The sequence below is a fragment of the Anaerolineales bacterium genome (assembly GCA_003105035.1).
GTDB lineage: Bacteria > Chloroflexota > Anaerolineae > Anaerolineales > UBA4823 > FEB-25.
The window spans coordinates 1-22,900 of record PQAL01000035.1 but is presented as its reverse complement, the minus strand read 5'-3'; the positions used below and the strand labels follow the sequence as shown (position 1 = coordinate 22,900).

Annotated in this window: 25 protein-coding genes; 10 read left to right on the top strand and 15 right to left on the bottom strand. The window is 52.5% G+C overall.

Annotation, left to right across the window (positions count from 1 at the left end; all coding sequences use genetic code 11):
• Positions 1-9: 9 nt before the first annotated feature.
• A complete protein-coding gene (locus C3F13_14710) occupies positions 10-1,854 on the bottom strand; it encodes an amino acid permease (GenBank protein ID PWB51109.1) in 1,845 nt (614 codons plus the stop codon).
• A gap of 141 nt (positions 1,855-1,995) precedes the next feature.
• Between C3F13_14710 and C3F13_14705 the strand changes: the two genes are divergently transcribed.
• The 8 genes from C3F13_14705 (at position 1,996) to cyaB (ending at position 10,228) form a co-directional block, all read left to right on the top strand.
• On the top strand, positions 1,996-3,165 hold the full coding sequence (locus C3F13_14705) for an acyl-CoA dehydrogenase (protein ID PWB51108.1): 1,170 nt from the start codon (positions 1,996-1,998) through the stop codon (positions 3,163-3,165).
• Between the two features lie 318 nt (positions 3,166-3,483).
• Positions 3,484-4,515 (top strand): alcohol dehydrogenase, encoded by a 1,032-nt coding sequence (locus tag C3F13_14700; GenBank protein ID PWB51107.1) that lies wholly within the window; start codon positions 3,484-3,486, stop codon positions 4,513-4,515.
• A gap of 21 nt (positions 4,516-4,536) precedes the next feature.
• Positions 4,537-5,085, top strand: a complete 549-nt coding sequence (locus tag C3F13_14695; protein ID PWB51106.1) for a hypothetical protein — start codon at positions 4,537-4,539, stop codon at positions 5,083-5,085.
• A 44-nt stretch (positions 5,086-5,129) separates the two neighbouring features.
• Complete coding sequence (locus C3F13_14690; protein ID PWB51105.1) at positions 5,130-6,680, top strand: methylmalonyl-CoA carboxyltransferase; 1,551 nt, start codon at positions 5,130-5,132, stop codon at positions 6,678-6,680.
• Positions 6,681-6,734: 54 nt separating this feature from the next.
• The gene (locus tag C3F13_14685; GenBank protein ID PWB51104.1) at positions 6,735-7,553 is read left to right on the top strand and encodes a hypothetical protein; all 819 of its coding nucleotides are present in this window, start codon (positions 6,735-6,737) and stop codon (positions 7,551-7,553) included.
• Positions 7,554-7,577: 24 nt separating this feature from the next.
• Positions 7,578-9,092 carry an acetyl-CoA carboxylase biotin carboxylase subunit gene (gene accC, locus C3F13_14680; protein PWB51103.1) on the top strand — a complete coding sequence of 505 codons (1,515 nt, stop codon included), beginning with the start codon at positions 7,578-7,580 and terminating at the stop codon, positions 9,090-9,092.
• Positions 9,059-9,592 carry a hypothetical protein gene (locus C3F13_14675; GenBank protein ID PWB51102.1) on the top strand — a complete coding sequence of 178 codons (534 nt, stop codon included), beginning with the start codon at positions 9,059-9,061 and terminating at the stop codon, positions 9,590-9,592. The genes accC and C3F13_14675 overlap by 34 nt, the downstream gene beginning before the upstream one ends.
• Positions 9,593-9,616: 24 nt before the next feature.
• Positions 9,617-10,228, top strand: a complete 612-nt coding sequence (gene cyaB / locus C3F13_14670) for a class IV adenylate cyclase (GenBank protein PWB51101.1) — start codon at positions 9,617-9,619, stop codon at positions 10,226-10,228.
• Between the two features lie 825 nt (positions 10,229-11,053).
• Here cyaB and murI read toward each other — a convergent pair.
• The 7 genes from murI to C3F13_14635 all read right to left on the bottom strand — a co-directional run bounded on the left by murI (position 11,054) and on the right by C3F13_14635 (position 15,578).
• Positions 11,054-11,884 carry a glutamate racemase gene (murI, locus tag C3F13_14665; GenBank protein PWB51164.1) on the bottom strand — a complete coding sequence of 277 codons (831 nt, stop codon included), beginning with the start codon at positions 11,882-11,884 and terminating at the stop codon, positions 11,054-11,056.
• A 13-nt stretch (positions 11,885-11,897) separates the two neighbouring features.
• Positions 11,898-12,467 (bottom strand): hypothetical protein, encoded by a 570-nt coding sequence (locus tag C3F13_14660; protein PWB51100.1) that lies wholly within the window; start codon positions 12,465-12,467, stop codon positions 11,898-11,900.
• Positions 12,368-13,105 carry a hypothetical protein gene (locus C3F13_14655; GenBank protein ID PWB51099.1) on the bottom strand — a complete coding sequence of 246 codons (738 nt, stop codon included), beginning with the start codon at positions 13,103-13,105 and terminating at the stop codon, positions 12,368-12,370. Before C3F13_14655 ends, C3F13_14660 begins: the two co-directional genes overlap by 100 nt.
• 55 nt (positions 13,106-13,160) lie before the next feature.
• Positions 13,161-13,628 carry a GNAT family N-acetyltransferase gene (locus tag C3F13_14650; protein PWB51163.1) on the bottom strand — a complete coding sequence of 156 codons (468 nt, stop codon included), beginning with the start codon at positions 13,626-13,628 and terminating at the stop codon, positions 13,161-13,163.
• A 146-nt stretch (positions 13,629-13,774) separates the two neighbouring features.
• Positions 13,775-14,206: a hypothetical protein gene (locus tag C3F13_14645; GenBank protein ID PWB51098.1), complete on the bottom strand. Its 432-nt coding sequence runs from the start codon at positions 14,204-14,206 to the stop codon at positions 13,775-13,777.
• A gap of 2 nt (positions 14,207-14,208) precedes the next feature.
• Positions 14,209-14,706, bottom strand: a complete 498-nt coding sequence (locus C3F13_14640) for a hypothetical protein (protein PWB51097.1) — start codon at positions 14,704-14,706, stop codon at positions 14,209-14,211.
• Between the two features lie 2 nt (positions 14,707-14,708).
• The gene (locus tag C3F13_14635) at positions 14,709-15,578 is read right to left on the bottom strand and encodes an alpha/beta hydrolase (protein ID PWB51096.1); all 870 of its coding nucleotides are present in this window, start codon (positions 15,576-15,578) and stop codon (positions 14,709-14,711) included.
• A gap of 139 nt (positions 15,579-15,717) precedes the next feature.
• Here C3F13_14635 and C3F13_14630 point away from each other — a divergent pair, with 139 nt between their 5' ends.
• Together C3F13_14630 and C3F13_14625 are read left to right on the top strand one after the other, a co-directional pair.
• A complete protein-coding gene (locus tag C3F13_14630; GenBank protein ID PWB51095.1) occupies positions 15,718-16,416 on the top strand; it encodes a hypothetical protein in 699 nt (232 codons plus the stop codon).
• A 17-nt stretch (positions 16,417-16,433) separates the two neighbouring features.
• Positions 16,434-17,162: a hypothetical protein gene (locus C3F13_14625; GenBank protein ID PWB51094.1), complete on the top strand. Its 729-nt coding sequence runs from the start codon at positions 16,434-16,436 to the stop codon at positions 17,160-17,162.
• A 14-nt stretch (positions 17,163-17,176) separates the two neighbouring features.
• Here the strand turns inward: C3F13_14625 and C3F13_14620 are convergent, their stop codons facing one another.
• The 7 genes from C3F13_14620 to C3F13_14590 form a co-directional block, all read right to left on the bottom strand.
• Entirely contained in the window at positions 17,177-17,692 is a 516-nt protein-coding gene (locus C3F13_14620) for a hypothetical protein (GenBank protein PWB51093.1), read from the bottom strand.
• Between the two features lie 15 nt (positions 17,693-17,707).
• On the bottom strand, positions 17,708-18,556 hold the full coding sequence (locus C3F13_14615; GenBank protein PWB51092.1) for an LLM class flavin-dependent oxidoreductase: 849 nt from the start codon (positions 18,554-18,556) through the stop codon (positions 17,708-17,710).
• 34 nt (positions 18,557-18,590) lie between these two features.
• A complete protein-coding gene (locus C3F13_14610; GenBank protein ID PWB51091.1) occupies positions 18,591-19,616 on the bottom strand; it encodes a homoserine dehydrogenase in 1,026 nt (341 codons plus the stop codon).
• Between the two features lie 4 nt (positions 19,617-19,620).
• Positions 19,621-20,349: a hypothetical protein gene (locus C3F13_14605; protein ID PWB51090.1), complete on the bottom strand. Its 729-nt coding sequence runs from the start codon at positions 20,347-20,349 to the stop codon at positions 19,621-19,623.
• 57 nt (positions 20,350-20,406) lie between these two features.
• Positions 20,407-20,934 carry a DUF3090 domain-containing protein gene (locus C3F13_14600; protein ID PWB51089.1) on the bottom strand — a complete coding sequence of 176 codons (528 nt, stop codon included), beginning with the start codon at positions 20,932-20,934 and terminating at the stop codon, positions 20,407-20,409.
• A 43-nt stretch (positions 20,935-20,977) separates the two neighbouring features.
• Positions 20,978-21,640 carry a phosphoglycerate mutase gene (locus C3F13_14595; protein PWB51088.1) on the bottom strand — a complete coding sequence of 221 codons (663 nt, stop codon included), beginning with the start codon at positions 21,638-21,640 and terminating at the stop codon, positions 20,978-20,980.
• 9 nt (positions 21,641-21,649) lie between these two features.
• On the bottom strand, positions 21,650-22,900 hold a 1,251-nt coding region (locus C3F13_14590), incomplete at its 5' end, for an AAA family ATPase (GenBank protein PWB51087.1).

The following is a 22,900-nucleotide window of genomic DNA, read 5'->3' as shown; positions in this document are numbered from 1 at the left end:
GCTCCTTGTCTATTTCTTTAGGTGATAGGGGACATCGATGATGATGCGTTGGAATCCCAGCGTACGACGACGGTAGAGCAGGGCTGCCCGGATGAGTAGGGTGGTCTGGTTGTGCAGTAAGGCTTGCCACCAGCGGGCGGGGATAAATTCTGGCAAAACAACCGCAGCCAAAGTTCCATCGTTGTGCTGCCGATCGTCTTCATCCAGGTAATCCAGTAAGGGTTGGATGATCGAACGGTACGGGGATGCTAAAACCACCAGAGGGATGTCGGGCCACCAGCAGACCCATTCTTTGCGCAGTTCTTCACCTGCACCAGGTTCAAGCTCCACATAAATCGCGGTAATGTTTTTTGAGATTGACTGTGCAAAATCCATTGCCGGCACCATGCCTCGGTGGACGCCCGAAACCGGCACAACTAATCGCATGGGAGGCAGAGGCTTAAGATCGGGCGGTAAGCCACGCAAACTGAGCTGCTGACGCACCTTCTGGTAATGTGTTCTAACCTGTAAGAAAGCAAACACAATTAGAGGCAGGAGCAGGAGGGTGATCCAGGCCCCTTCGCGAAATTTGCTTACTGCCACGATCAGCAAGGTGGTCAGAGTTGCGAGTGCTCCCAGGCCATTCATGGCAGCTTTAGCCAGCCAGCGCCGGTTGTTTTTCCGATCACGCCACCAGTGCTTGACCATCCCGGCTTGCGATAAGGTGAAAGCCAGGAATACCCCCACTGCGAAGAGAGGAATCAGCAGGTGGCTGGTCCCACCAAACAAGATGATCAGCAATGCTGTGGCAATCGCCAGGGCGATAATTCCATTTGCAAAGACCAGCCGGTCACCCAGGCCGGTGAACTGGCGGGGTAGGAATCCATCCTTGGCAAGGATGGCTGCCAGGCGCGGAAAGCCGGCAAAACTGGTATTCGCGGCCACAGCCAGGATGAGCATGGTTGAAAACTGTATCAGCAGATAAGGAAATCCATTACCGAGCAGGTGGCGTGCCAGGGCCGAGAGGATTGTCTCCTGTTGGGCAGCGATGATCCCCAGGTATTGGGTGAGTCCAATGCTGCCTACGAATAGGATACCCATCAGGATGGCCATGACAATCAAGGTCTGGCCGGCGTTTTTTGATTCCGGTGGCTTGAAAGCGGGTACACCATTGCTGATGGCTTCAATACCCGTCAGGGCGGTGCAGCCGGTTGCGAAGGTATGCATGATCAAGAAAAGTGTCACGGGATGTGCGGCAGGTGGCGCTGTAGAGGCTAAAGATATGCTTCCATGAGTAATTAGCTGATACATCCCGTACGCTAGCATAGGCAGGTAAGTGAACAGGAATAGATATACCGGGATAGCCATCAATGTCCCTGTCTCTCGCAGACCACGCAAGTTGGCGAAGGTGATGATCAGCAGCAATCCCAAGGATATCAGTACCCGGTGCTCATGCAGGGCAGGAAAAGCTGATGCAATCGCTTCAACCCCGGCGGTCAGGCTCACTGCTGCAGTAAGCAGGTAATCAATGAGCAGGGCTGCAGCTGTCACCAATCCTGGCATTGTCCCCAGGTTCTCTCGGGCAACTACATAGGATCCCCCACCGGAAGGATAACCTTGAATAGTCTGGTAATACGAAATGGCAACGATTGCCAAAAGAGCGGTGATGGCCAGCCCGATAGGCCAGGCGAGGATCAAGCCTGCGCTTCCGGCCAGTACTAAACCGAGGAAAATTTCCTGGTTGGCGTAGGCAATAGAGGACAATGCATCTGGTGAAAATGCGGCCAGGGCACGGATTTTATTCAGGCGTTTGTCAGCCAGCTGTTGAGTGGGGAGGGGTGAGCCAATAAAAAAAGCTTTAAGTCGCGATAGCATTCCAGTATATCGGTCCCTGCTTTGACTATAGTATATACCACTCCCCTGATATTGAGTGTGAGAATGGCGTGATAATTAAGGCCTAAACCTTCCATGCTATAATCAAATCGATATTCATACATAAATCATACGGAGGACACAATGGCTGGCAGTGGCTTATTTCCGTTTACTGATGAGCATGAAAGTATTCGCAGCGCAGCGCGTAATTTTGCCCAAAAAGAGATTGCACCTGTGGCTGCCGAGTTTGACGAGACCGGCGAATTTCCTTCCAAGACGATCATGAAAATGGGTGAGATGGGCTTCATGGGGATCGAAGTGCCTGAAGAATATGGCGGCTCCGGGATGGATACCTTGGCATACGTTCTGGCATTGGAGGAAATTTGCAAGGTGGATGCTGCACACGGCACCATCATGTCGGTCAATAACAGCCTGTTCTGCAACGGTATCATGAAGTTTGGTACGGAAGCTCAGAAGAAAAAGTATGTTACTGCCGTAGCTTCCGGTAAAACGATTGGCGCATATTCCCTGACTGAGCCTATGTCGGGCTCGGATGCGGGGACCATGCGTAGCCGGGCTGTGCGGGATGGGGATGACTATATCATTAACGGGCGCAAGTCTTGGGTAACCAGTGGTCCGGTGGCTGGCTATATCGTGCTGTTTACCATGACTGACCCTGAGAAAAAGCATCGCGGGATCACTGCCTTCCTGATTGATGCCACCAGACCAGGCTTCGTGCGTGGCAAGAAAGAGCCCAAGCTGGGTATCCGTGCTTCTGCCACCAGTGAGATCCTCTTCGAAGAATACCGCTGCTCGGTGGAGGACCGATTGGGTGAAGAAGGGGATGGCTTCAAGATCGCCATGGCTGTCTTGGATGCGGGCCGGATCGGGATTGCTGCCCAGTCGTTAGGGATTGCCGAAGCAGCCTATGAAGCCAGCGTGGCATATGCTCAGGAGCGTGAAGCGTTCGGTTCCAAGATTGGTGAATTCCAGGGGATATCCTTCAAGATTGCAGATATGAAGACGCGCATTGAAGCCTCACGGCTGCTGGTGTATAACGCAGCCTTGGCGAAGGAACGGTCCAAAATTACCGGTGAGCGCTTCACCCGTGAAGCAGCCATGGCCAAGCTCTTCGCCTCAGAGACGGCTATGTTTGTGGCCCATACCGCAGTGCAGATTCATGGTGGCATGGGTTATAGCAAGGAGCTACCCGTTGAGCGTTACTTCAGGGATGCCAAGATCACTGAGATCTATGAGGGTACCAGCGAAATCCAGCGCCTGGTCATCTCACGTCTCGAGCTGGGACTTCGATAGTTTTGGATAGGATTTACACGATAAAAAGGGGTAGATAAGGTCAAGTGCATGCCTCATTCATGTAATGAGGCATATCCTTTGAATATTCGATGATTGCATGGCATTAAACCCGGGATACAAAGTACAATACTCGCTCCTGGCAACCGGATTGGGATGCCGTATCCTGGCTGGGTCAGAGCTCAATTACACAACCGATTACCCTCGAGATTGGGAAATGTCTCTCCACCATCATGACAGAATGATACGGTAAACTATCCAGATTACTTATCCTTTGTCTCATTCCCAGCCCAGGATTGACAGGGGAAAGCGGAGGTATCGATGAAAGCGATCTTATTTCACACGCACGGTGGGTCTGAAGTACTCGAGTATACCGACTTCCCCACCCCTGAACCAGGGGAGGGGCAGGTGCTGGTCAAGCTGGAGGCAGCTGCACTCAACCGGGTGGACCTGTGGACCCGCAACGGCTGGCCTGGTATCAAGCTCGAATACCCACACATCCCTGGAGCAGATGGGGCGGGAACGGTGGCGAAAACAGGTGCGTTCGTCAGTGGTTGGCATGTGGGTGACCGTGTCGTGATCAATTCCAATCTCGGGTGCGGCCATTGCCCGGCTTGCGTTGCTGGGCAAGATAACCGTTGCCGCGATTGGCACCTGCTGGGGGAAACCGTGCGGGGCACTTATGCGGAGTATGTGGTTGTTCCAGCCATGAACCTGCTCTCAGTCCCTGCCGATTTTGACCTGCATAATGCTGCCGCGGCTGCGCTTGTTTTCCATACTGCCTGGCACTCGTTGATCGTACGAGGCGGATTACAGGTGGGCGAGCGTGTGCTGGTGGTAGGCGCTTCTGGAGGGGTAAATACAGCCAGTATCCAAATTGCCAAACTTGCCGGGGCGACTGTAGTTGTGGTAGGTTCTGATCCTGAGAAGCTCAAGCTGGCCGAAGCCTTGGGTGCCGACCAGCTCATTGACCGTACAAAAGAGGAGAATTGGTCAAAGACCGTATATACCCTGACTGAGAAGCGCGGCGTCGATGTGGTGGTTGACAATGTGGGCACCACGTTCCCGTTGAGCTTTCGCGCTGCCGGAAAAGGCGGGCGCATACTGACGGTAGGCAATTCGGGAGGGCCGAAATTTGAGATCGATAACCGCCTGATCTTCGGCAAGCACCTGTCAGTCCTCGGCTCCAGCATGGGAACCCGCGCCGACTTTGCCAAAGTAATGGGTTTAATCTTTGAAGGTAAGCTTAAACCGGTCATGGATCGTGATTACCCGCTCAAAGATGCGGCTGCAGCTTTGGATCGCCTGGAAAAGGGCGAACAGCTTGGAAAAATCACCTTGTCCATCAATTGATCCACGCGCCTTCACTTTTCCATGGATAACATAGAAGCCCCGTCCGAACCTGAAAAATCACCCGGTGATTATCCGCTTGAGGTTAAAAAACGCCCGCGGAGCGTAACCCTGCTGGTGCTGATAGTGTTAACTATCACGATTATTAGCTTTTTGCGTTTTGTGCTGAGTATCTGGTCATGGAGTTTCATTGCCTCCCGGTCTATAATTTCACCCTTATACCTGGCGCTCACCGGATTGGTCTGGTTTATGGCAGGTGCGGCACTCATCTGGGGATTATGGACTGCGAAATCATGGGCACCCAGGTTGATGCAAGCTGTTGGCCTGACTTATGCCCTATATTACTGGCTGGACCAGGTCTTTTTAAAGGACCACCCCGTCAGTGGAGCCACCAGCACCATGCAGGTCATCCTGCCAACCAATTGGCCATTTGCGATTGGGCTGACCGTGGTCTTATTAGTTTTCATGGAGTGGACCTTGAACCGAGCCAGGGTGAAAGCATATTTTGCTGCACAGGATCTGGTCACCAGTCATAATGAAGGGCAAATTGACAGGGAAAGCATCAATAATTAATCGTTACCCGTGAAAATATACTTATCAACCTGCTGGAGATTAACATGAGCGATGATCCGAAAGTAAAACGGCTGAGAGAGACAAAAGCGAAGGGGAGGTTGGGCGGCGGGGCTGAGCGGATCAAGGCCCAACATGAGCGTGGCCGTTTGACTGCCAGGGAGCGGGTAGACCTGTTACTCGATAAGGGCTCATTCCGTGAGGTGGATGCCTTTGTTACCCACCGGACGAATGATTTCAACCTTGACCGTCAAAAATTCCTCGGCGATAGTGTGATCACTGGTTGGGGTACGATCGAAGGCCGGCTCGTGTATATTTTCTCGCAGGATTTCACCGTCTTTGGCGGCAGCCTGGGTGAAGTGCATGCCGAGAAGGTGTGCAAGATCATGGATATGGCGCTCAAAAACGGCGCACCGGTGATAGGGTTAAACGATTCGGGCGGGGCGCGCATCCAGGAGGGGGTGGTCTCATTGGGTGGTTACGCCGATATCTTCTTGCGTAATACACTCGTTTCAGGGGTTATCCCGCAGATCAGCGTGATCATGGGGCCCTGCGCAGGTGGCGCAGTATACTCACCAGCTCTGACAGACTACATTATCATGGTGCGTAAATCATCCTACATGTTCATCACCGGGCCGGATGTGGTCAAGGCTGTGACCCACGAGGAAGTCACATTTGAAGAATTGGGCGGCGCAGATGTTCACTCCGAAATATCAGGCGTGTGCCACTTGGCAGCTGACTCTGAGCCGGACGCACTCTACTTGATCCGGAAACTACTCTCCTACATACCGCAGAATAACATGGAGGATCCGCCCTTCCTGAGCATCGATGATGATCCGCTGCGTATGGAAGAGAAGTTGAACTCCATCATCCCGGATGACCCCAGCAAGCCATATGATATCAAGGATGCCATCCGGATGATCGTGGATGGCAACCAGTTTTTTGAAATTCAAGAAATGTATGCCCAAAATATTGTGATCGGGTTCGCCCGCCTGGGGGGCCACAGCGTGGGCATCGTTGCCAACCAGCCGATGGTGCTGGCAGGTGTGCTGGATATCAAATCATCAGAAAAGGGTGCCCGTTTCGTCCGCTTTTGTGATGCCTTCAATATCCCCATCATCACTTTTGTGGATGTGCCGGGCTTCTTGCCAGGCACTGCCCAGGAGCACGGTGGGATTATCCGCTCAGGCTCAAAATTGTTGTATGCCTACTGCGAGGCCACTGTGCCGAAGATCACCGTCATCACTCGTAAAGCCTACGGTGGGGCCTATGATGTGATGAGCAGCAAACACGTACGCGGGGATGTGAACCTGGCTTGGCCTTCTGCCGAGATCGCTGTAATGGGCCCCGACGGGGCGGTGAGCATCATTTTCCGCAAGGAGCTCTCACAGTCTGAAAACCCCGACAAGAAGAAGGCGGAGCTGGTGGAGGATTACCGGGAGAAATTTGCCAACCCGTATATTGCCGCCTCGCGGGGGTATATAGATGATGTCATTGAGCCCTGGGAGACACGTCCGCGCTTGATTAATGGCTTGGAGATGCTCAGCAACAAGCGCGATACGAACCCGCCCAAGAAACACGGCTGCATCCCCCTATGAAGAATTCAATCGTCATTATTTGCAGGACGGGCGAGATGCTGAAAAATTCCTGGCATGGCCTGTTCACGAATGGTGGATGATCCATCTGAAATCAGTGTGAAAATGCAGATGGTTATTAACGGGCACAACCTGAATGTGGAGCAATATGGACCGGCAAACGGACCGCATGTCATCCTGCTTCACCATGGACTGGGTTCTGTTAAAGCCTGGCGTTCGCAGATACAAGCGCTGAGCGGGGCAGGTTACCATGTGACTGCTTATGACCGCTGGGGATATGGCGCCTCTGAACACAGGGCAAGCCTGGACCTGCCGACTTTCGCCACAGACGTCCAGGACTTGCACAGCTTGTTGGAGCAATTGGGTATCCAGCGGACGGCGCTGGTGGGTCACAGCGATGGTGGAACGATCGCCCTCTATTTTGCAGCTCAATATCCAAACCAGGTTAGCTGCCTGGTGGCTGTAGCGGCCCATATCTATATTGAACCCAGGATGAAGCCGGGTATCCAGGGCATTCGAAAGGCTTTTGAAACAGATGAACGCTTCAGGAAAGGTATGTATAAGGCTCATGGCATGAAGTATGAAGTGGTGTTCCACAATTGGTATGATGGCTGGCACCGCTATGAATTTTTAAGTTGGGACATGCGCCCGGTCATTAAAGAGATAAAGTGTCCAACCTTAATCGTGCAGGGAGAGCTGGATGAACATGCTTCACCCCAACACGCTCTAGATGCAGCCGCGGCGATCGCTGGTGCCGAAGCTTGGATCGTACAGCAAGCAGGGCACATGCTGCCCCAGGAGAACGCAGCGATACTCAATCCCAGGCTGCTTGAATTTCTTAAGGAGAATGCGGCTATTTTGTTAAGACATGGCTGAATATGAATACGATGGAGTGGTTTTATGTTCAATAAAGTACTGATTGCCAACCGGGGTGAGATCGCAGTTCGCATCATCCGGGCTTGTCGGGAACTCGGATTACAAACTGTGGCGGTTTATTCAGATGTAGATCGACAGGCCTTACATGTGCGCTATTCAGACGAAGCCTACCGCCTGGGACCCGCTCCTTCGCGCGATTCCTACTTGCGAATTGACAAGATCATCGATATTGCTCGCAAGTGCGGAGCAAAAGCCATCCACCCGGGGTATGGTTTCCTGGCTGAGCGGGCGGAGTTTTCACAAGCCTGCCGCGATGCAAAAATTGCCTTCGTTGGCCCCAATCCCTCATCCATCGCCGCTATGGGCGATAAAGCTGTCGCGCGCAGCACCGTCAGTCGCGCCGGTGTGAAGGTGGTTCCCGGCACGGAAGGGGAAGGCGCGTTGAGTGATGAGCAGCTGCTTGCCATAGCGCCTTCGATCGGTTTCCCGCTCTTGGTGAAGGCCACCGCAGGTGGGGGTGGTAAGGGCATGCGCGAAGTTTCGAGCCTGGAGGAGATGCCGACACTGCTCAACGCAGCCCGGCGTGAAGCAGAAGCATCCTTTGGGGATGGCAACGTCTACCTGGAGAAATTAGTGGAGGGGGCACGCCACATCGAAATCCAGATCCTGGCAGATGGGCAGGATAACGTGATTCACCTGGGTGAGCGTGAATGTTCCATCCAGCGCCGGCACCAAAAACTTCTGGAAGAGAGCCCTTCACCGTTCGTCGGTGATGATGAGGAATTCCGCCAGAAAATTGGGGCAGTGGCCGTCAGAGCTGCCCACGCAGTTAATTACGTCAACGCCGGCACGATCGAGTTTCTGGTGGACAAGGACAAGAATTTTTACTTCTTGGAGATGAACACCCGTTTACAGGTGGAGCACCCTATCACTGAGATGGTCACCGGAATCGACATCGTCAAGGAGCAGATCCGTATCGCCCGAGGGCGCTGCCTGCGCCACCTCCAGGAGGACATTCATCACAATGGATGGGCAATTGAGTGCAGAATCAATGCGGAAGACCCATATAATAATTTCATCCCGTCCACTGGTCGCATTACTCATACCCTGCTGCCAACCGGCCCAGGAGTGAGGGTGGATACGGGCGTGTATATCGGTTTTGAGGTGTCGCCTTATTACGACTCTTTGATCTCAAAACTGATCGTATGGGGAGATACGCGTGGTGAAGCCATCCTGCGCATGCGTAGAGCCCTGGAGGAGTATAAAATCCTGGGCGTGCACAGCAACATCCCGTTCCATCAGCGGCTGATGGATTCGCACCGCTTCATGGGTGGCCAATATGATACGCGTTTTGTGGAAGAGCGTTTCTCCATTGAAGAAGCCGAAGAGGCCAAGGAAACACAGCCTGAAGTTGCCGCTTTGCTGGCAACCCTTGTGGCTCATCGACAGACCGAGAGGGCAGCCCATGTGATCCAGCGCAACGAACGCGATACCAGCAATTGGAAATGGTTAAGCCGTTGGGAAAGGTTGAGGAAGTAGCCATGATTTATGTAACCATGGTCAACGGACATGAATATGTGATTGACATTATCGATGATCACCAGGTGTGTATCGACGGAGTGATTCACCAGGTGGATTTTATGCCGGTCGGCGACGAGCAGGTCTACTCCCTGATTGTGGACGGAAAATCCGTGGATGCCAGTGTTACTCAAAATGAAGACACCTGGCAGGTGCTATTTCAGGGCATGTTGTACGCGGCTACCGTGGAAGATGAGCGGGAGAAACGCTTGCGGGCAGCCCTCGGAGGCCGGGTCATCGAACATGAGGACTTTCACCTTAAGGCCCCCATGCCGGGAATGGTCATATCCATCCCAGTTGAAGAGGGTCAGGGAATTCGCAAGGGTGATGTCCTGGTGATTTTAGAGTCGATGAAGATGCAGAATGAGCTGCGCTCACCCAGGGATGGGAAAGTAACCCGTATCCGCATCCGTGCAGGCGAGCGGGTTGAACAGAAGGAAACGATCCTCAGTGTGGTATGAGCGGAACCCAAGGATTTTGACTAAATGAATATCGAAGGTAATGAGCTGGAAATCAAGTTTTACCTCTCCCGGCGAAACGAGATAGAGAAAAAAATATCTGCTTTAGGAAAGGTGATCGCCCCGCGGGTGCTGGAGAGCAATCTGCGTTTTGACACCCCTGGTGGGTCATTATCATCAGAAGGCAAGCTGCTACGCTTACGGCGAGACACGCGCACAAGGGTGACTTACAAAGGACCTGGTGTATCGCAAGGTGGTGCGCACCTGCGCCAGGAGCTTGAGTTCACCGTATCAGATTTTGATACTGCCAGGGCACTTTTGGAAGCGCTTGGTTACCAGGTTTACACGATATACGAAAAGTACCGCACCACCTACCTGGTCAGGGACCTGGAAGTCGTGCTGGATGAGCTGCCCAATGGTGATTTTCTTGAAATCGAAGGACCGGATGCTGAAAGCATCCATGGGCTGGCTCAGCAGCTGGGCTTCAATTGGGACAGGCGTATTATGGATAGCTACACGGTTCTTTTCGAGCGCATGCGGACGCAGCTGGGTCTGACTTTTCGTGACCTGACCTTTGAGAATTTTAAGGGGATTGATGCAAAACCTGAAGCCATAGGCCTCCTGCCTGCCGACGAATAGAAAGTCATCGTTTAGTTTCTGAACTTTTTTGTCGTGAAGAAGGCGGGACAGGTTTTACGTAAACTCCACCTATGATCTCAGTGAATTGCTAATCGCTTCTCTTGTTTTAATGCTGTCTTTTTTGAGCGGTTTATCATTTCCTAATTTTCTTTCTTGGTACACAGCTCACAACCTTAAAATATTCACTAGTTCCCCTAAACTCCTTGTAAAGTAGAACATATGTGCTGTAATAGACCAGTAATTACTCACCGGATGTTGTCATTGCGACGGGACGCACTGCGAATCTCTGGGTAATAGCATCTCTGAAGTCCCGGAAGCAATCTCCTTCAGCCATAATTAGTCAATTATGACCAGGATGGCAATCGAGCGGTATTGATATGGGAAGTTTGCAATGACGGAATATAGAAAAAGATCGGTGAGTAATTACATTGATCAGGCACAACTCACCCCCGCATCCTTGGTGTGCTGCATCATATGGAGCCCGACGTGGCAATCTGTTCTGGGTTTATTCCAATAACCTGCTTTTTCGGTTTACTCGGAGTAATCACTTGCTCAGAGATTCTAAGCTAATCATCTCTGCTCCTATGAGATATTTATAATACTCTGTATGCCTGATCCAGGTCAACCACCCCCTTTCAACTCCTTTCCATCAACCTCTCGTTATTTTACCCTTTCCTTCCTCTCGGCCGGTGATCGCATCACTCCCAGACCATTCATAGCACAGGTTCACGTTCTGCGTCAATAATTGTCTCGATTTGTTTTTTTAAATTCAATTCTCCCCCATCCCAAACGGCCATCGCTATGCTGGGCTCGCTCCTGCCCCCCTCACCCCTCCACCAACCTCCCCTGGTTCCAGATCAGCTTCTCCGACAGGGTGATTTCACCCAGCAGGTTCTTCAGCAGCTTCTCAAAGTCAGATGACTTTCCAGTGGTGCAGAAGCGCATCATGTGTAATGGGAAAGGTGTGATCTGTTCCTGCAGCCCGCGTCCCATCTCCATCAGGTCACTGGCCACCAGCAGGCGCTGAACCTGTCGTGCAACCGCTGGTGCCGGGTCGATCACCCGCACCCCTAGCCCCACGATCTCCTGGATAACCGGTATAACGAATGGATAGTGCGTGCAACCCAGCACGATCGTATCGATCCCCTGGGCCAGCATCGGCCGAAGGGCTTTCTCGAGTATTTTTCGAGTGTCCGGGGAGTCAAATGCACCCGTTTCGATCTGTGCCACCAATCCCGGGCAGGTGTTTTGAAGCAGTCTCACTCCTTGACCGAACCGCTCAACTACCGAAGCGTACAGCTCACCCTGGAAGGTTGCAGGGGTAGCCAGAACGCCCACAATCCCGCTTTTGGTATGCTCGGCAGCCGGTTTTACGGCGGGTTCCATACCCACAAAAGGAATTTCCGGAAAGGTCGTCCGCAGGTGCTTCAGTGCTGCCGCCGAGGCTGTGTTGCACGCCACCACGATCAGCCTGGCTCCCTGGTCAATCAGGAAGCGGGTGATGGCTTCGGAGAAGCGGCGCACTTCATCCATCTGGCGTGGCCCATAGGGGACGTGTGCCTGGTCGGCCAGGTAGAGCAGGGGTTCATCCGGCATCAGCTGGTGGATCGCCTGCAAAACTGTCAGGCCCCCGATGCCTGAATCGAAGATACCAATCGGATGGATGGGGCTAATGTTCACTGCTATCCTTAATGAGCGTTTCTACCGTTTGAACGATGCGTTTCTGGCGGGTATCTTCCCGCTTGGCTTCGCTAACCCAGCGGACATACTCCTTCTGATGGGTGTAGGAAAGCTTGTTGAACTGTTCCTGCGCCGGAGGGTGGTCAAGCAAAGCTTGCTGAAGCTCTGGCGGGACTTCAACAACGCGCGGTTCAGTATCCTCTTCCAGTTCGATCGTCACCATATCTCCAAAAGATTTGCCGATTTTCTGGCGAATCTCCTTCAGGATGATCAAGACATGCTGTGGTGTGCCCATACGCACCAGGGTGCCCCTGTAAAGCTCGCCTTCGATAGAGGCGATGATCTTTACGCGTTTCTTACCATAGGTGGCTTCCACATCGAATGGAATGCTAACATACGCGCCACCATCTCCGGCGTCTTTAATCACCGCTCGAAATCGCTGCTTTACACTCACATCCTTTACCCTTCCAGTCCAGAGATGTTCGCTCGACAGGCTTCGGCGAACGCCTCGAATATCCTGCGCATTGGCTCGTGTGCCTGGAGCTCTTCGGGGTGCCATTGCACAGCCAGGCAAAAAGTATGGCCAGGAATTTCAAACGCTTCCACCAGCTCGTCAGGGGCAGTGGCAGTTACCTGTAGTTCCTGCGCCAGCCGGTGCACACCCTGGTGATGCAAGCTGTTTACCTGGGCGTGCGAGCTTGCAAGTATGTTTACTAAGAGGCTCTCCGCTTTTACATCTACCACATGGGCGAGATAATCGCGAGGCTTGTCATGACGGTCGTGGGCAACATCACCCCGAAATTGGTCGGACAGGTCTTCATATAGCGTTCCGCCCAAGGCAACATTGATCACCTGGCAGCCGCGACAGATGCCGAGTATCGGCTTGTTTTTTACCACCGACGCTTGGACTAGGTGGACCTCCATCTCGTCCCGTTCGATATCGATGCCTTCCACCTTCGGGTGTGGCGCATTGCCATACCGGCGTGGGTCAACATCATACCCACCCGTAAAAAGGATGCCATCCAGCTGCGGTAATAATGCATCCAGGTCATCACTGGTGAGATGTACCGGCAGCAGCATGGGAATGGCTCCTGCACCCGCCAGGGCGCGGGTGTAAGGTTCATTTACGCCAATCACAGTCCGCTGTGAACGTTTATGAAAGCGAGATGTAGTAAGCCCGATAAGAGGTTTTCTCATAAGACTATTGCATGCCTCGTCGATTGATTACAAAATATCCCGAATTTTACCCTGTTTAGTCCCCTGGCAAAGTATCACGTTTTGTGGCCGGTGAGGAGAATGTTTGAATTGGACCACGCCAGTGCTCATTATCCAGATTGTATTCCCGGAAATTACCATGCGTATAACGCCTGATGACCTTACGCCAGAACGCAGTCGCTTCAGCGTTTTCGGGAATCTGGCTTACCTGCCAGTCACCCGAAAATCTGTCAAATATTTGACCTGCGACGAACTCCCCCACACCTTTATGGCGGTATTTTCGCATAATAAAGAATTCAGACAACACCCAGGAGTCCTTGTCACCAGTGAAGTAGTTGTAACGTGACACCAGCACAAAACCGGCCAGCATATTGTTCACCCGCACCAGGAAAGGCGAACGATCAGGCTCGGTCCAGTAATGGTCCAGGTAGGGGTAGTCATATATACCCATCGGGCTGAGATCAGCACTGTCAAACTCGCTGAAATCATACTGGTACAGCTCCATCAAATTACGCAGGATGGGGCGTTCGTTAATGTCGATTGGACGAATATCGATTTCAAATGCAGTATCTGTGTTCAATAGTGGAGATTCCTTATATCAGCAATATTAGCTATCCCTAGGAACTCTGCTCATTGTCCCTCGGGAGACTATTAATCAGTGTATGATGCTTCTCGATGTAGCCTCCTGTGGATCTCGTTCTGATAATGCAACCCCAAGGTGGAGGCGTGGTTCCGAGCCCATTCTGTGAGCCGCGTTTCGCCGATGGGTGGAGAGGTGGTGTAGAGCAAGTCCTGCATCAAGCCAACTATCTCATCGCGCGTAATCAGCATATCGCCCATCAGCCTGCCAATCAGCCAACCCGCCCAATAACCCACTTGGGGGGATACAGAAATGATGGGACGATTTTTGCCGATGATGGTTCCGATCGTGTGCACCAGCTCGCGGTAAGTATAGGTCTCAGGTCCGATAGCATCGCGGATGATATCCTCAGCGGATTGGCCTTGTTCTACTTGCAACAAACGGCGAGTGATATATCTACCGGAAAAACCAAAAGCTCCGGTTACAACGTCAAATTCGTCCATGGTTAACTCTGGGGATGCTTTTGCCCTGTGAGTGAGTGTAGCTGGAACAATGTATGGCGCCCTGCCTGATACAGTGGGCCTAGTGGCTGATCAACAGCTGATAACCTATCTTCAGCAGCCACAATCGTCCGCTTGCCTGCATAGGTGAGCAAGGTGAACCTGACCTGACCCGCTTCCGGAAGGGGGATCTCTTCCGCAGGGGAGGTGAGCTGCAAACAAGCTTCGGCTTCTGCGACCAGCCCTTTGGAAGCCTCAACCAGCGGGGCAGAGCCGGGTTTCCCCAGCAAGCCACCGCCAGTGCTCAAATATAGGCTGGTCGTACCGTCTACCAGACAAACCAGGGTAGCTGAGCCCACCGCATAACCTGTCTCCATCAGCACACCCCAGACGTGTGAGGAGGTTGGTGATTGTGCCAGACCAAGCTCCGCCGGGTTTACGCTTAGCACCTTTTCGCGCAGCTGGAGGTAAGTTAGGGCAGGCTCTGGGGCGTCGCTGGTCATTTCTAAGCGGCTGAGAAAAAGTCGATCAAATATTGATTGACCGACGATGAGGCATCATGCTGGACCCAATGGCTGGCGTTCTCAAAGAACACAAGCCGGCCTTGGTCACATAGCTCCAGGCTGGGTTTAGCCATCTGACGGCTTAGTGCTATGTCTTGTGCGCCCCACAAGATGAGCGTTGGCAGCTTAATCCGCTGGTTACCAGCTAAGCGGGGGGGCATCTGGAAAGCAGCCCGATACCAGTTCAGCATACTGGTGAGGGTACCTTTACGCCACCAGGCTTGCAAGTATTTATCGAAATCCTGCTCGGTGAAGGAACCAGGGCTGCTTGTGGTATGCAGCATCTGGACCATAGCTTGGCAATCGTCGTTCCGCAGGATCGCTTCCGGAAGAAAGGGAATCTGGAAAAAGAACATATACCAGCTACGGCGTAATTGATCCAGGCTATGGGTGAGGGTCTGCATCATCACAGCTGGGTGGGGTACGTTCAGAATGGCGACTTTCTTCACCCTTTCTGGATACTTCAATGACACCCACCAGGCAACAGCGGCGCCCCAATCATGCCCAACGAGGTAACACTGATCAGTACCAGCAGCATCGATCAGGCCTGCCACATCTGCTGCGAGCTCATCCAACCGGTAAGCTGCAACTCCAGTGGGTTTATCGCTGAGGTTGTAGCCACGCTGATCTGGCACCCAGACTCGAAACCCGGCATCAGCCAGGGGCTGAATCTGGTGCCGCCAGCCGTACCAGAATTCTGGGAAGCCGTGCAGTAGGATCACCAGCGGGCCATAACGCGAGCCGCTCTGCACGATGTGCAGGCGAATCCCATTTGTTGGGAGGTGTACATGTTCCAAATTTGGTATGTTCATAGCTTTTTGTTATTTACCCCACACCAGATTTCCTTATGATGAGTGATTGTTTAGCGAACATTAATAACAATTATACGCTGCTCAGATGCAGCTAGACTATAATAAAAATTAAGTAACCGATGGTTGCTTTCGTCAGAAAATGGAGGGACAAGTGGACAAAAAATTGACGATTATTGTGCCAGTTTACAATGAACAAGCGCTGATCGCAAGCTGCCTTGATAGCCTCATTAATCAAACGCTGGATAAAAACCTGTACGAGATCATTGTTATCGATAATAACTCTAGTGATTTAACTAACCGAATTGTCACTCAAAAAGGAGTGAGAATTGAAAAGGAGTTACGAAAAGGCTATGTGCATGCCATCCGTAAAGGAGTGGAGGTCAGTGACACTGAATTTATCGCCTTTACCGATGCCGACTGCCGGGTACCACCTAATTGGGCCGAGAAGATCCTATCCTCTTTTACAATATCAGCAGATATCGTTGGGGTAGGTGGAAAACTGTCCTTTTATGATGTACCGCCGATAGTAAACAATATTTTTCAGCTCATCCTGTATTTGAACAGTGCAATGCCAGGCAATAATATGGCGGTCAGGCGAGAGGCATTGGCACACATGGGAGGCATTGATTCGCATATCAACCTCAGTGTGGATTACTGGCTGACCCTGAAGCTACGTAAAGTTGGGCGGATTAAAGTCGACCGGAGCCTGCTGGTAAATACTTCAGCGAGGCGATTAAGGAAATCGTTTGATTCGAATCTCAAATATTTCATTAATGTGATATCGTTATCGGTATCAGCCAAGCCATTATTTTATGATTTTCCTGATATCCGAGAATGATCTGCAGGAGTGACTAAGTGCTTAGTGACACGGCTTACCATCTCATTCTCAGCATCCTTCAAGCCTTTATGTGGGATGGTGTGCTCATTGGGGAAGAGAATCTAAAGGATGGAGCAGGCGTTATCGTCTCCAACCACATGGGGGCGATTGGGCCGGTAGGCTTATGTATCGCGCTACCGATGCGCTTATACCCATGGGTCGATGGAGCCACAGTTGATAAGGTTAAAGGCCCGGAAAATGTTCGCCAAGATTTTGTGGAAAAAGTCTTGCATATTGGGCCTCCGCTTAGTGAAACCATCTCCCAGACCATTTGTATGCTATCTACGCCATTGCTTCTATCAGTGGGGTGCATCCCAGTGCCGGAAGATCGCTCAGAGCAGGAAGCAATGTTCCAAACGAGCATATCTCTGTTGAAACAAGGTAAGTATTTACTGGTCGCGCCAGAGAACCCCAAAGCGGAACCCAACCCACTTACCGGAATCACTCGATTCAAACGCGGCTTTTTACGCCTGGGTGAGCTGTATTACCAACAGACTGGTGATTGCTTGCCTTTTTACCCGGTGATGATCCAAGAATCCGGGGTGGTCAGGGTCAGTCGGGCAGTATTTTACAATACGCATAATGATGCCCATCAGGAGCGTCTGCGGATGGCGACCCTGCTCGAAGAAACCATCAAGCGGATGTATATTGAGGCGACAGAAGAACAGGCTGCCGAATCTTTCCTGTTCAAGCACAGGCTATCCTGATATTTTACACACCCCTAACCAAACTCAAACCCTGATTCCCGCTGAAAAGCCAGAAGCTCATCTAGCAACAGAGCACGTACTTTTTCAGCTCGCTCGATCACCCGGCGTGCCCATTGCGTGGTCGGGTCAGACGATGAAAGCAGCTCGAAGGCCTGGCTTGCAGAAAGCCAGCGGAATTCGGAATGTTCCCTGCTGATTGAAATGGATTGGGATTCATCCAGTGAACAGAGGAAAACCACGCCCACCAGCTCGTTCTTTGGTGTGGGAACACCGCGGTAGAAATGGGTGGTACCGAGGATATAATCGGCTTTTATTGTAACCCCAAGTTCTTCCTGTACTTCCCTGTACAAGGCATCTTCAAATCCTTCTCCCTGGTCAACTCGCCCGGTGACGCATTCCCAAACCCCAGCAGCGTAATCTTTATCTGCAGCTCGGCGCAGGAGCAAGTACTGTCCGGTCTTGGGAGAGCGGATTAACGCCGCGATTCCAGCATTGAAATGCCCAGTGATCATGGTAAAGCCTTCCTCCATTGATGCCTACGAGAGTCAGTCGATGCGGGGTGGGCCCTGGCGGATACGCTGGCGCATGCTTTCGATCGAGTTGCGCCAGCGGTAAAGGCTTTCAAGCCACCAGGTAAGGCCCGTTCCGGTATATCCAGCTATTTTCTTCTGGCCGGCCTTTAAATCATTGCCGGGTGTGGTGCCCATAATGACCATGTCGAAAGGTGCCTGGCTTTGACGATGCTTATCGATATATGCACGGATCTCACGCAGGGTATCTGGTGGAGGCGTATACGGCCCACCTGAATTTAGGGGGAATGTTCCATCCCAGCGGGCTGCGCGACGGAATGGCCGTTTATGCGGCCAAAACCCGCCCACCCAGATTGGGATGCGTGGTTTTTGGACAGGCGTGGGCAAGAAGGTGACTTTTTTTAGCTGATAATGCTCTCCCTGAAAGGCAAAGGGCTTGCCACTCCATAAGCCATCCAGGATCTCTAAGCCCTCATCCAGCATAGCGGCCCGCACCTTGCGGTCGGTTGACTCACCAAAAGTGCCGTAATCATCTTCGTCTGGGTCACCGATGCCCACGCTAAGGATCAGCCGCCCGCCAGAAAGATGGTCGAGGGTGACCGTTTCGCGAGCCAGCTTCCAAGGGCGACGGCGGGCTAGGGGAGTGACGGTCGTGCCAAAGCGTAAATGCTCGGTATGGCATGCAATGCCTGCCAGGGTAACCCATGGGTCGTATAGCGGCAGCAGCTGCTTGCGGCTGTAGACGATATGGTCCCACAGAAAGAAACCATCCCAACCCGCCTCTTCCGCTTCAGCAGCCAACTCAGCCAGCAGACGTGGCGTGGTTTCTGCTCCAAAATTAGGCGTGTATATACCGTAAAACATAGCTGTTCCCCTCCATTGTTATCGATTAGAAAACCTAGCGCGTGGCGTTGATAAAATCTGCCAGCAAACCGTATGCGGTAGTTTCCGGCCCTGGGTTGCCTTCCACAATGGATAGCTGTGGGAGGACATCCGTCTCGAAGGTGACAATGCTGGAGGTACCGGTTACGCCGTATAAAGGTGAATCAGGTCCGACCAGCTCGGGCTTAACCCTGGCTATGACCGTCTCGCCTTCACGCCGAGCATTACAAACCAGCTTCCAGCGCTTTCCCTGGGCTTGAGCCTGTTGGATATCATTCGCGGTAAGCCCACGAATACCCGTACGGTCAATCTGAGCCAGCTTGAGCGGGATACCCATCAATACCGTGACCAAGGCTGAAACTTTTACGGCTGCATCCCATCCGTCAATATCGCCGGTAGGATCGCTCTCAGCCAGCCCGATGGATTGCGCATAGGCCACGGATCCAGCGAAGCTGTCACCGGCTTCCATGCGGGTGAGCACCAGGTTGGTGGTGGAATTCAGGATACCTAAAAAGGCTTTCAGGTCGAGGGCGGGCAGGCTGCCGCGAAACAGGGAAAAAATGGGAGCTCCATCCATCACAGCAGATTCAAAATAGAACTTACGGTCATGTTGCTTAGCCAGATGGGTCAACTCCTCGTAGCCGTGCACAACCGGGCCTTTGTTGGCGGTGATAGCGTGCATGCCATTTTCCAATGCAGCACCCAAGTAAGTAAGAGCAGGTTGCCCTGTTTCGTAATTAACCGGCGTGTTCTCGAATAACACATCTGCCCTACAACTTCTGATCAGTTCTAATGTATCTATCGGTGCAGTCTGGTTTGATAGTGAGTTAATGGAGCTTCCTTGAGAGATGAGCTGGATAGCGCGATCAGGGTCCATCCCCTGCCGGTTGATTGCCATACCATGGCGCCCGGTAGCGATGGCAGTCACCGTGAAGCTGAGCCCATACTCATCCATTAGCAGGTCTTTTTTCTGTTGCAGCAGGCTCAGGAATGCCTGCCCCACGTTGCCAAATCCGATCAATGCTAAGTTGTAATGTGTCATAGGGTTATACCAACGGCCAGGGGAATGAACGTTCGTCAGGATCGGGTCTCGGGAACTGACGGCTTGAAAGTAGTTGCTCGGTACGCTTCGCCAGCGCTTTGATTTCCTGTGTGGAAAGGAGGGTTTGCAGGTTTTTGATCAAATCAGTTCCAGGCATTAGTACCTGCCTAAAGCAACGCAGGTCATCCAGCAATTTTTCGGGGATGGGTTCACCGACAAAATCCCAAATCACCGTGCGTAGTTTATTCTCGGCATGGAAGCAAATTCCATGGTCAATCAGCCATAAGTGATGCTGATCATCAAAAAGCAGGTGGCTGCCTTTGCGGTCAGCATTGTTGATTAATAAGTCGAATAGAACTACCGGGCGCAGGCGTTGCCGGTCAGCTCCGCTGAGGTTAAAGTAATTGATTTCGGGATCATGCTCAATATACAGCTGCAGTGAACCTGGGCCAATAGGAGCCTTTCGGCGATAAACTGTGGGTGGCACTAACTCCCAGCCTAAGGCCTCACTCACCAGGAAAGCTGCAGCTTCACGCCGTGCCAGGCTGGAGGGAGGAAAATCCCACAGCGGGCGTTCCCCACGGCTGGGTTTGTATACACATTGGATCATATCACCCTGTTGGTTGACCTCTGCCAGAAATGTATAATTTGAGCCCCAGACGAATTCACCTTTGATGATGATCTCGCCAATCTGTAGCAGGTTTAGGATTTGTGGAGTAGCTATCTCTGGCATTTATATACCAGGCTGATGCGGACGCAATCGGCAAAAGATTAGGGTGTTTGTCGTTGATTAATGCTTATGGCCGTTTTTCTTGGGGCAGAAATGTCCTTCGGGGTTCATTGGCTCGCCGCACTGTGGACAGATCGGCCTGCCGCGTGAGGCTACTTCAATGCCCCAACGCGCCAGGGCGCGCAGCTGGTCGCGCGTGCACCAAAATCGCACCACACCAACTTCTTCTGGAGGTGTTCCTTCCGGCAGCAATTCATGCGCCACCAACACCATCAAGTCATTCTCGGCGTCATAACCCAGGCCAAACTCACCCACCCGGAATAAGGGGTCAACCGGGGGGTGGATGTGCATCTGCTCCTCGTCATACTCCGCCGAAGCCTCTCGTAAACTGGAGGCTTTGTCCTGGACTTCTGCAAGAAACTGCTCAATTCCCACTGCCAGTGTCTGCAGCTGCAATTTTTCAATGATTAGGGTGACCGTGCGCTCACCCTGCCAACCCTGGATGTAGAAGACGCGTTTCCCTGGCTGGCCGAGGGCGTCAATGGAGATATGGTCAACCGGGTGGAGATCGATATCAATAGAAGTCATAAGTGTAGTATACCAATTATTTCCCCGCCATTTGAAGCTGCGATCATTTAGACCTGGCGTTAGCGGCTGATTTATTTAGATTGGATGGCTGTAAGGCTTCCCAAGAGAATGATGGATTATAGTTCAATGACATCAGCTGGCTGCTGTTGCCAGTGATGCTCAAAGCAGAGACAGAGCCAGGTGTGATGCTCAGGCGTTGGAAGTTATCCAATCCTAAGCCGAGATAATAGGCGATGACCTGCTTGAGGGGGTCGGCATGGCTGAAACACGCCACCACATCATCGGGCGAATGGATCAACCGCAGGGATTCTATGGCCTGCACCATGCGTTGCTGGCACTCGCGCACTGATTCACCACCTGGAAAAGTAAACAATGAGGGGTGATGTTGAACTTCCTGCCAGACCTTCAGCCTGCGTAGCTTTTTCACCGATAAGCCCTGCCACTCCCCACAATCTGTCTCCAGCAACCCCACCATTGGGATTACCTCAAGATTGAGTAGTTTTGCCAGCGGTCCGGCAGTTTCGAGGGTGCGGTCGAGCGGGCTGGAATAAATTGCCTTGATGGGTGCCGTTGAGAGATGGTCAGCTAAAGCCTGGGCTTGCTGGCAGCCTCTTTTATTGAGGTGCACGTCGGGGATGCGTCCAGGCAGATGCCATTTCTTGTTGTAATCAGTCTCGCCGTGACGGATGAGCAGGAAAATAGTCATAAACAGCCTTTAGGTTGGTTTGTGCTTGTGCTTGATCTCCAGGATGGTATCCTGAGTCAGGTCGGGGATTTCTTCGGTCTTGGTGATGCCTAAAGCTTTGCGCTGGGCCAGGCGCCAGCGTTGCAGCCGTTCAGCCACTTCTGCCTCATACCCCTGGCTGGAGGGTGTATAGAAATAGGTCCCTAAGACAGATCTAGGCAGGTACTGCTGCGGGAGGAAATGCTCAGGGGATTCATGCGGGTACCGATAATCCTTGCCATGGCCCAAGGCTACTGCATCACGGTTGCTGTCCTGCAGGTGCTGAGGCACATCACCGGTACCTTCCTGCTCGATCAATTGGAAGGCCTTGAAATACGAGGTGGCCGTGTTTGATTTAGGCGCAGTAGCAAGGTAAAGCGTAGCTTCAACAATGGGGTAAACGCCTTCAGGCATGCCGATATAGTCGAAAGCCTGAGCTGCAGCGCTGGCGACGACCAGCCCCAACGGATCTCCCAGGCCAATATCTTCGCCAGAAAGAATGATCAACCTGCGCAAGATAAAACGCGGATCTTCACCGGCATACAGCATCTTTGCCAGCCAATACAGAGCGGCATCAGGATCGGAGCCGCGCACCGACTTGATGAAGGCTGATATCGTGTCATAGTGGGCATCCCCATCCTTATCATACAGGACGGCGCGACGCTGGATCGAATCCTGGGCAACGCCAAGGGTGAGATGGATGACACCCTGCTCATTGGGTGGAGTGGACTCTACTGCCAGCTCAAGGGCGTTCAGGGCATTGCGGGCATCGCCCCCAGCCACATGGATGATGTGCTCGAGGGCGTCATCGTCCGCTTCGATCTTGCGACTGCCATAGCCGCGTTCCACGTCCTGGATGGCGCGCTCAAGCAGCAAGTGGACATCAGCATCCCCTAATGGGCGCAGTTGGAAGACGCGCGAGCGAGATACCAACGCGCCAATCACTTCGAAGTATGGATTTTCGGTAGTAGCCCCGATGAACGTCACCGCGCCGTTTTCCACATGCGGAAGGAGTGCATCCTGCTGAGCCTTATTCCAGCGGTGCACCTCATCTACGAACAGGATGGTCCTTTTCTGGTAAAGCTTACGGCGTTCTGTGGCAGCTCCCAGTACTTCCTTAAGCTCAGCTTTGCCTGCCAGAACTGCCGATAACGTATCAAAATGTGACTTGGTCAGGTTGGCGATGACCATCGCCAGGGTGGTCTTGCCTGAACCGGGTGGTCCCCACAGGATGATGGAAGA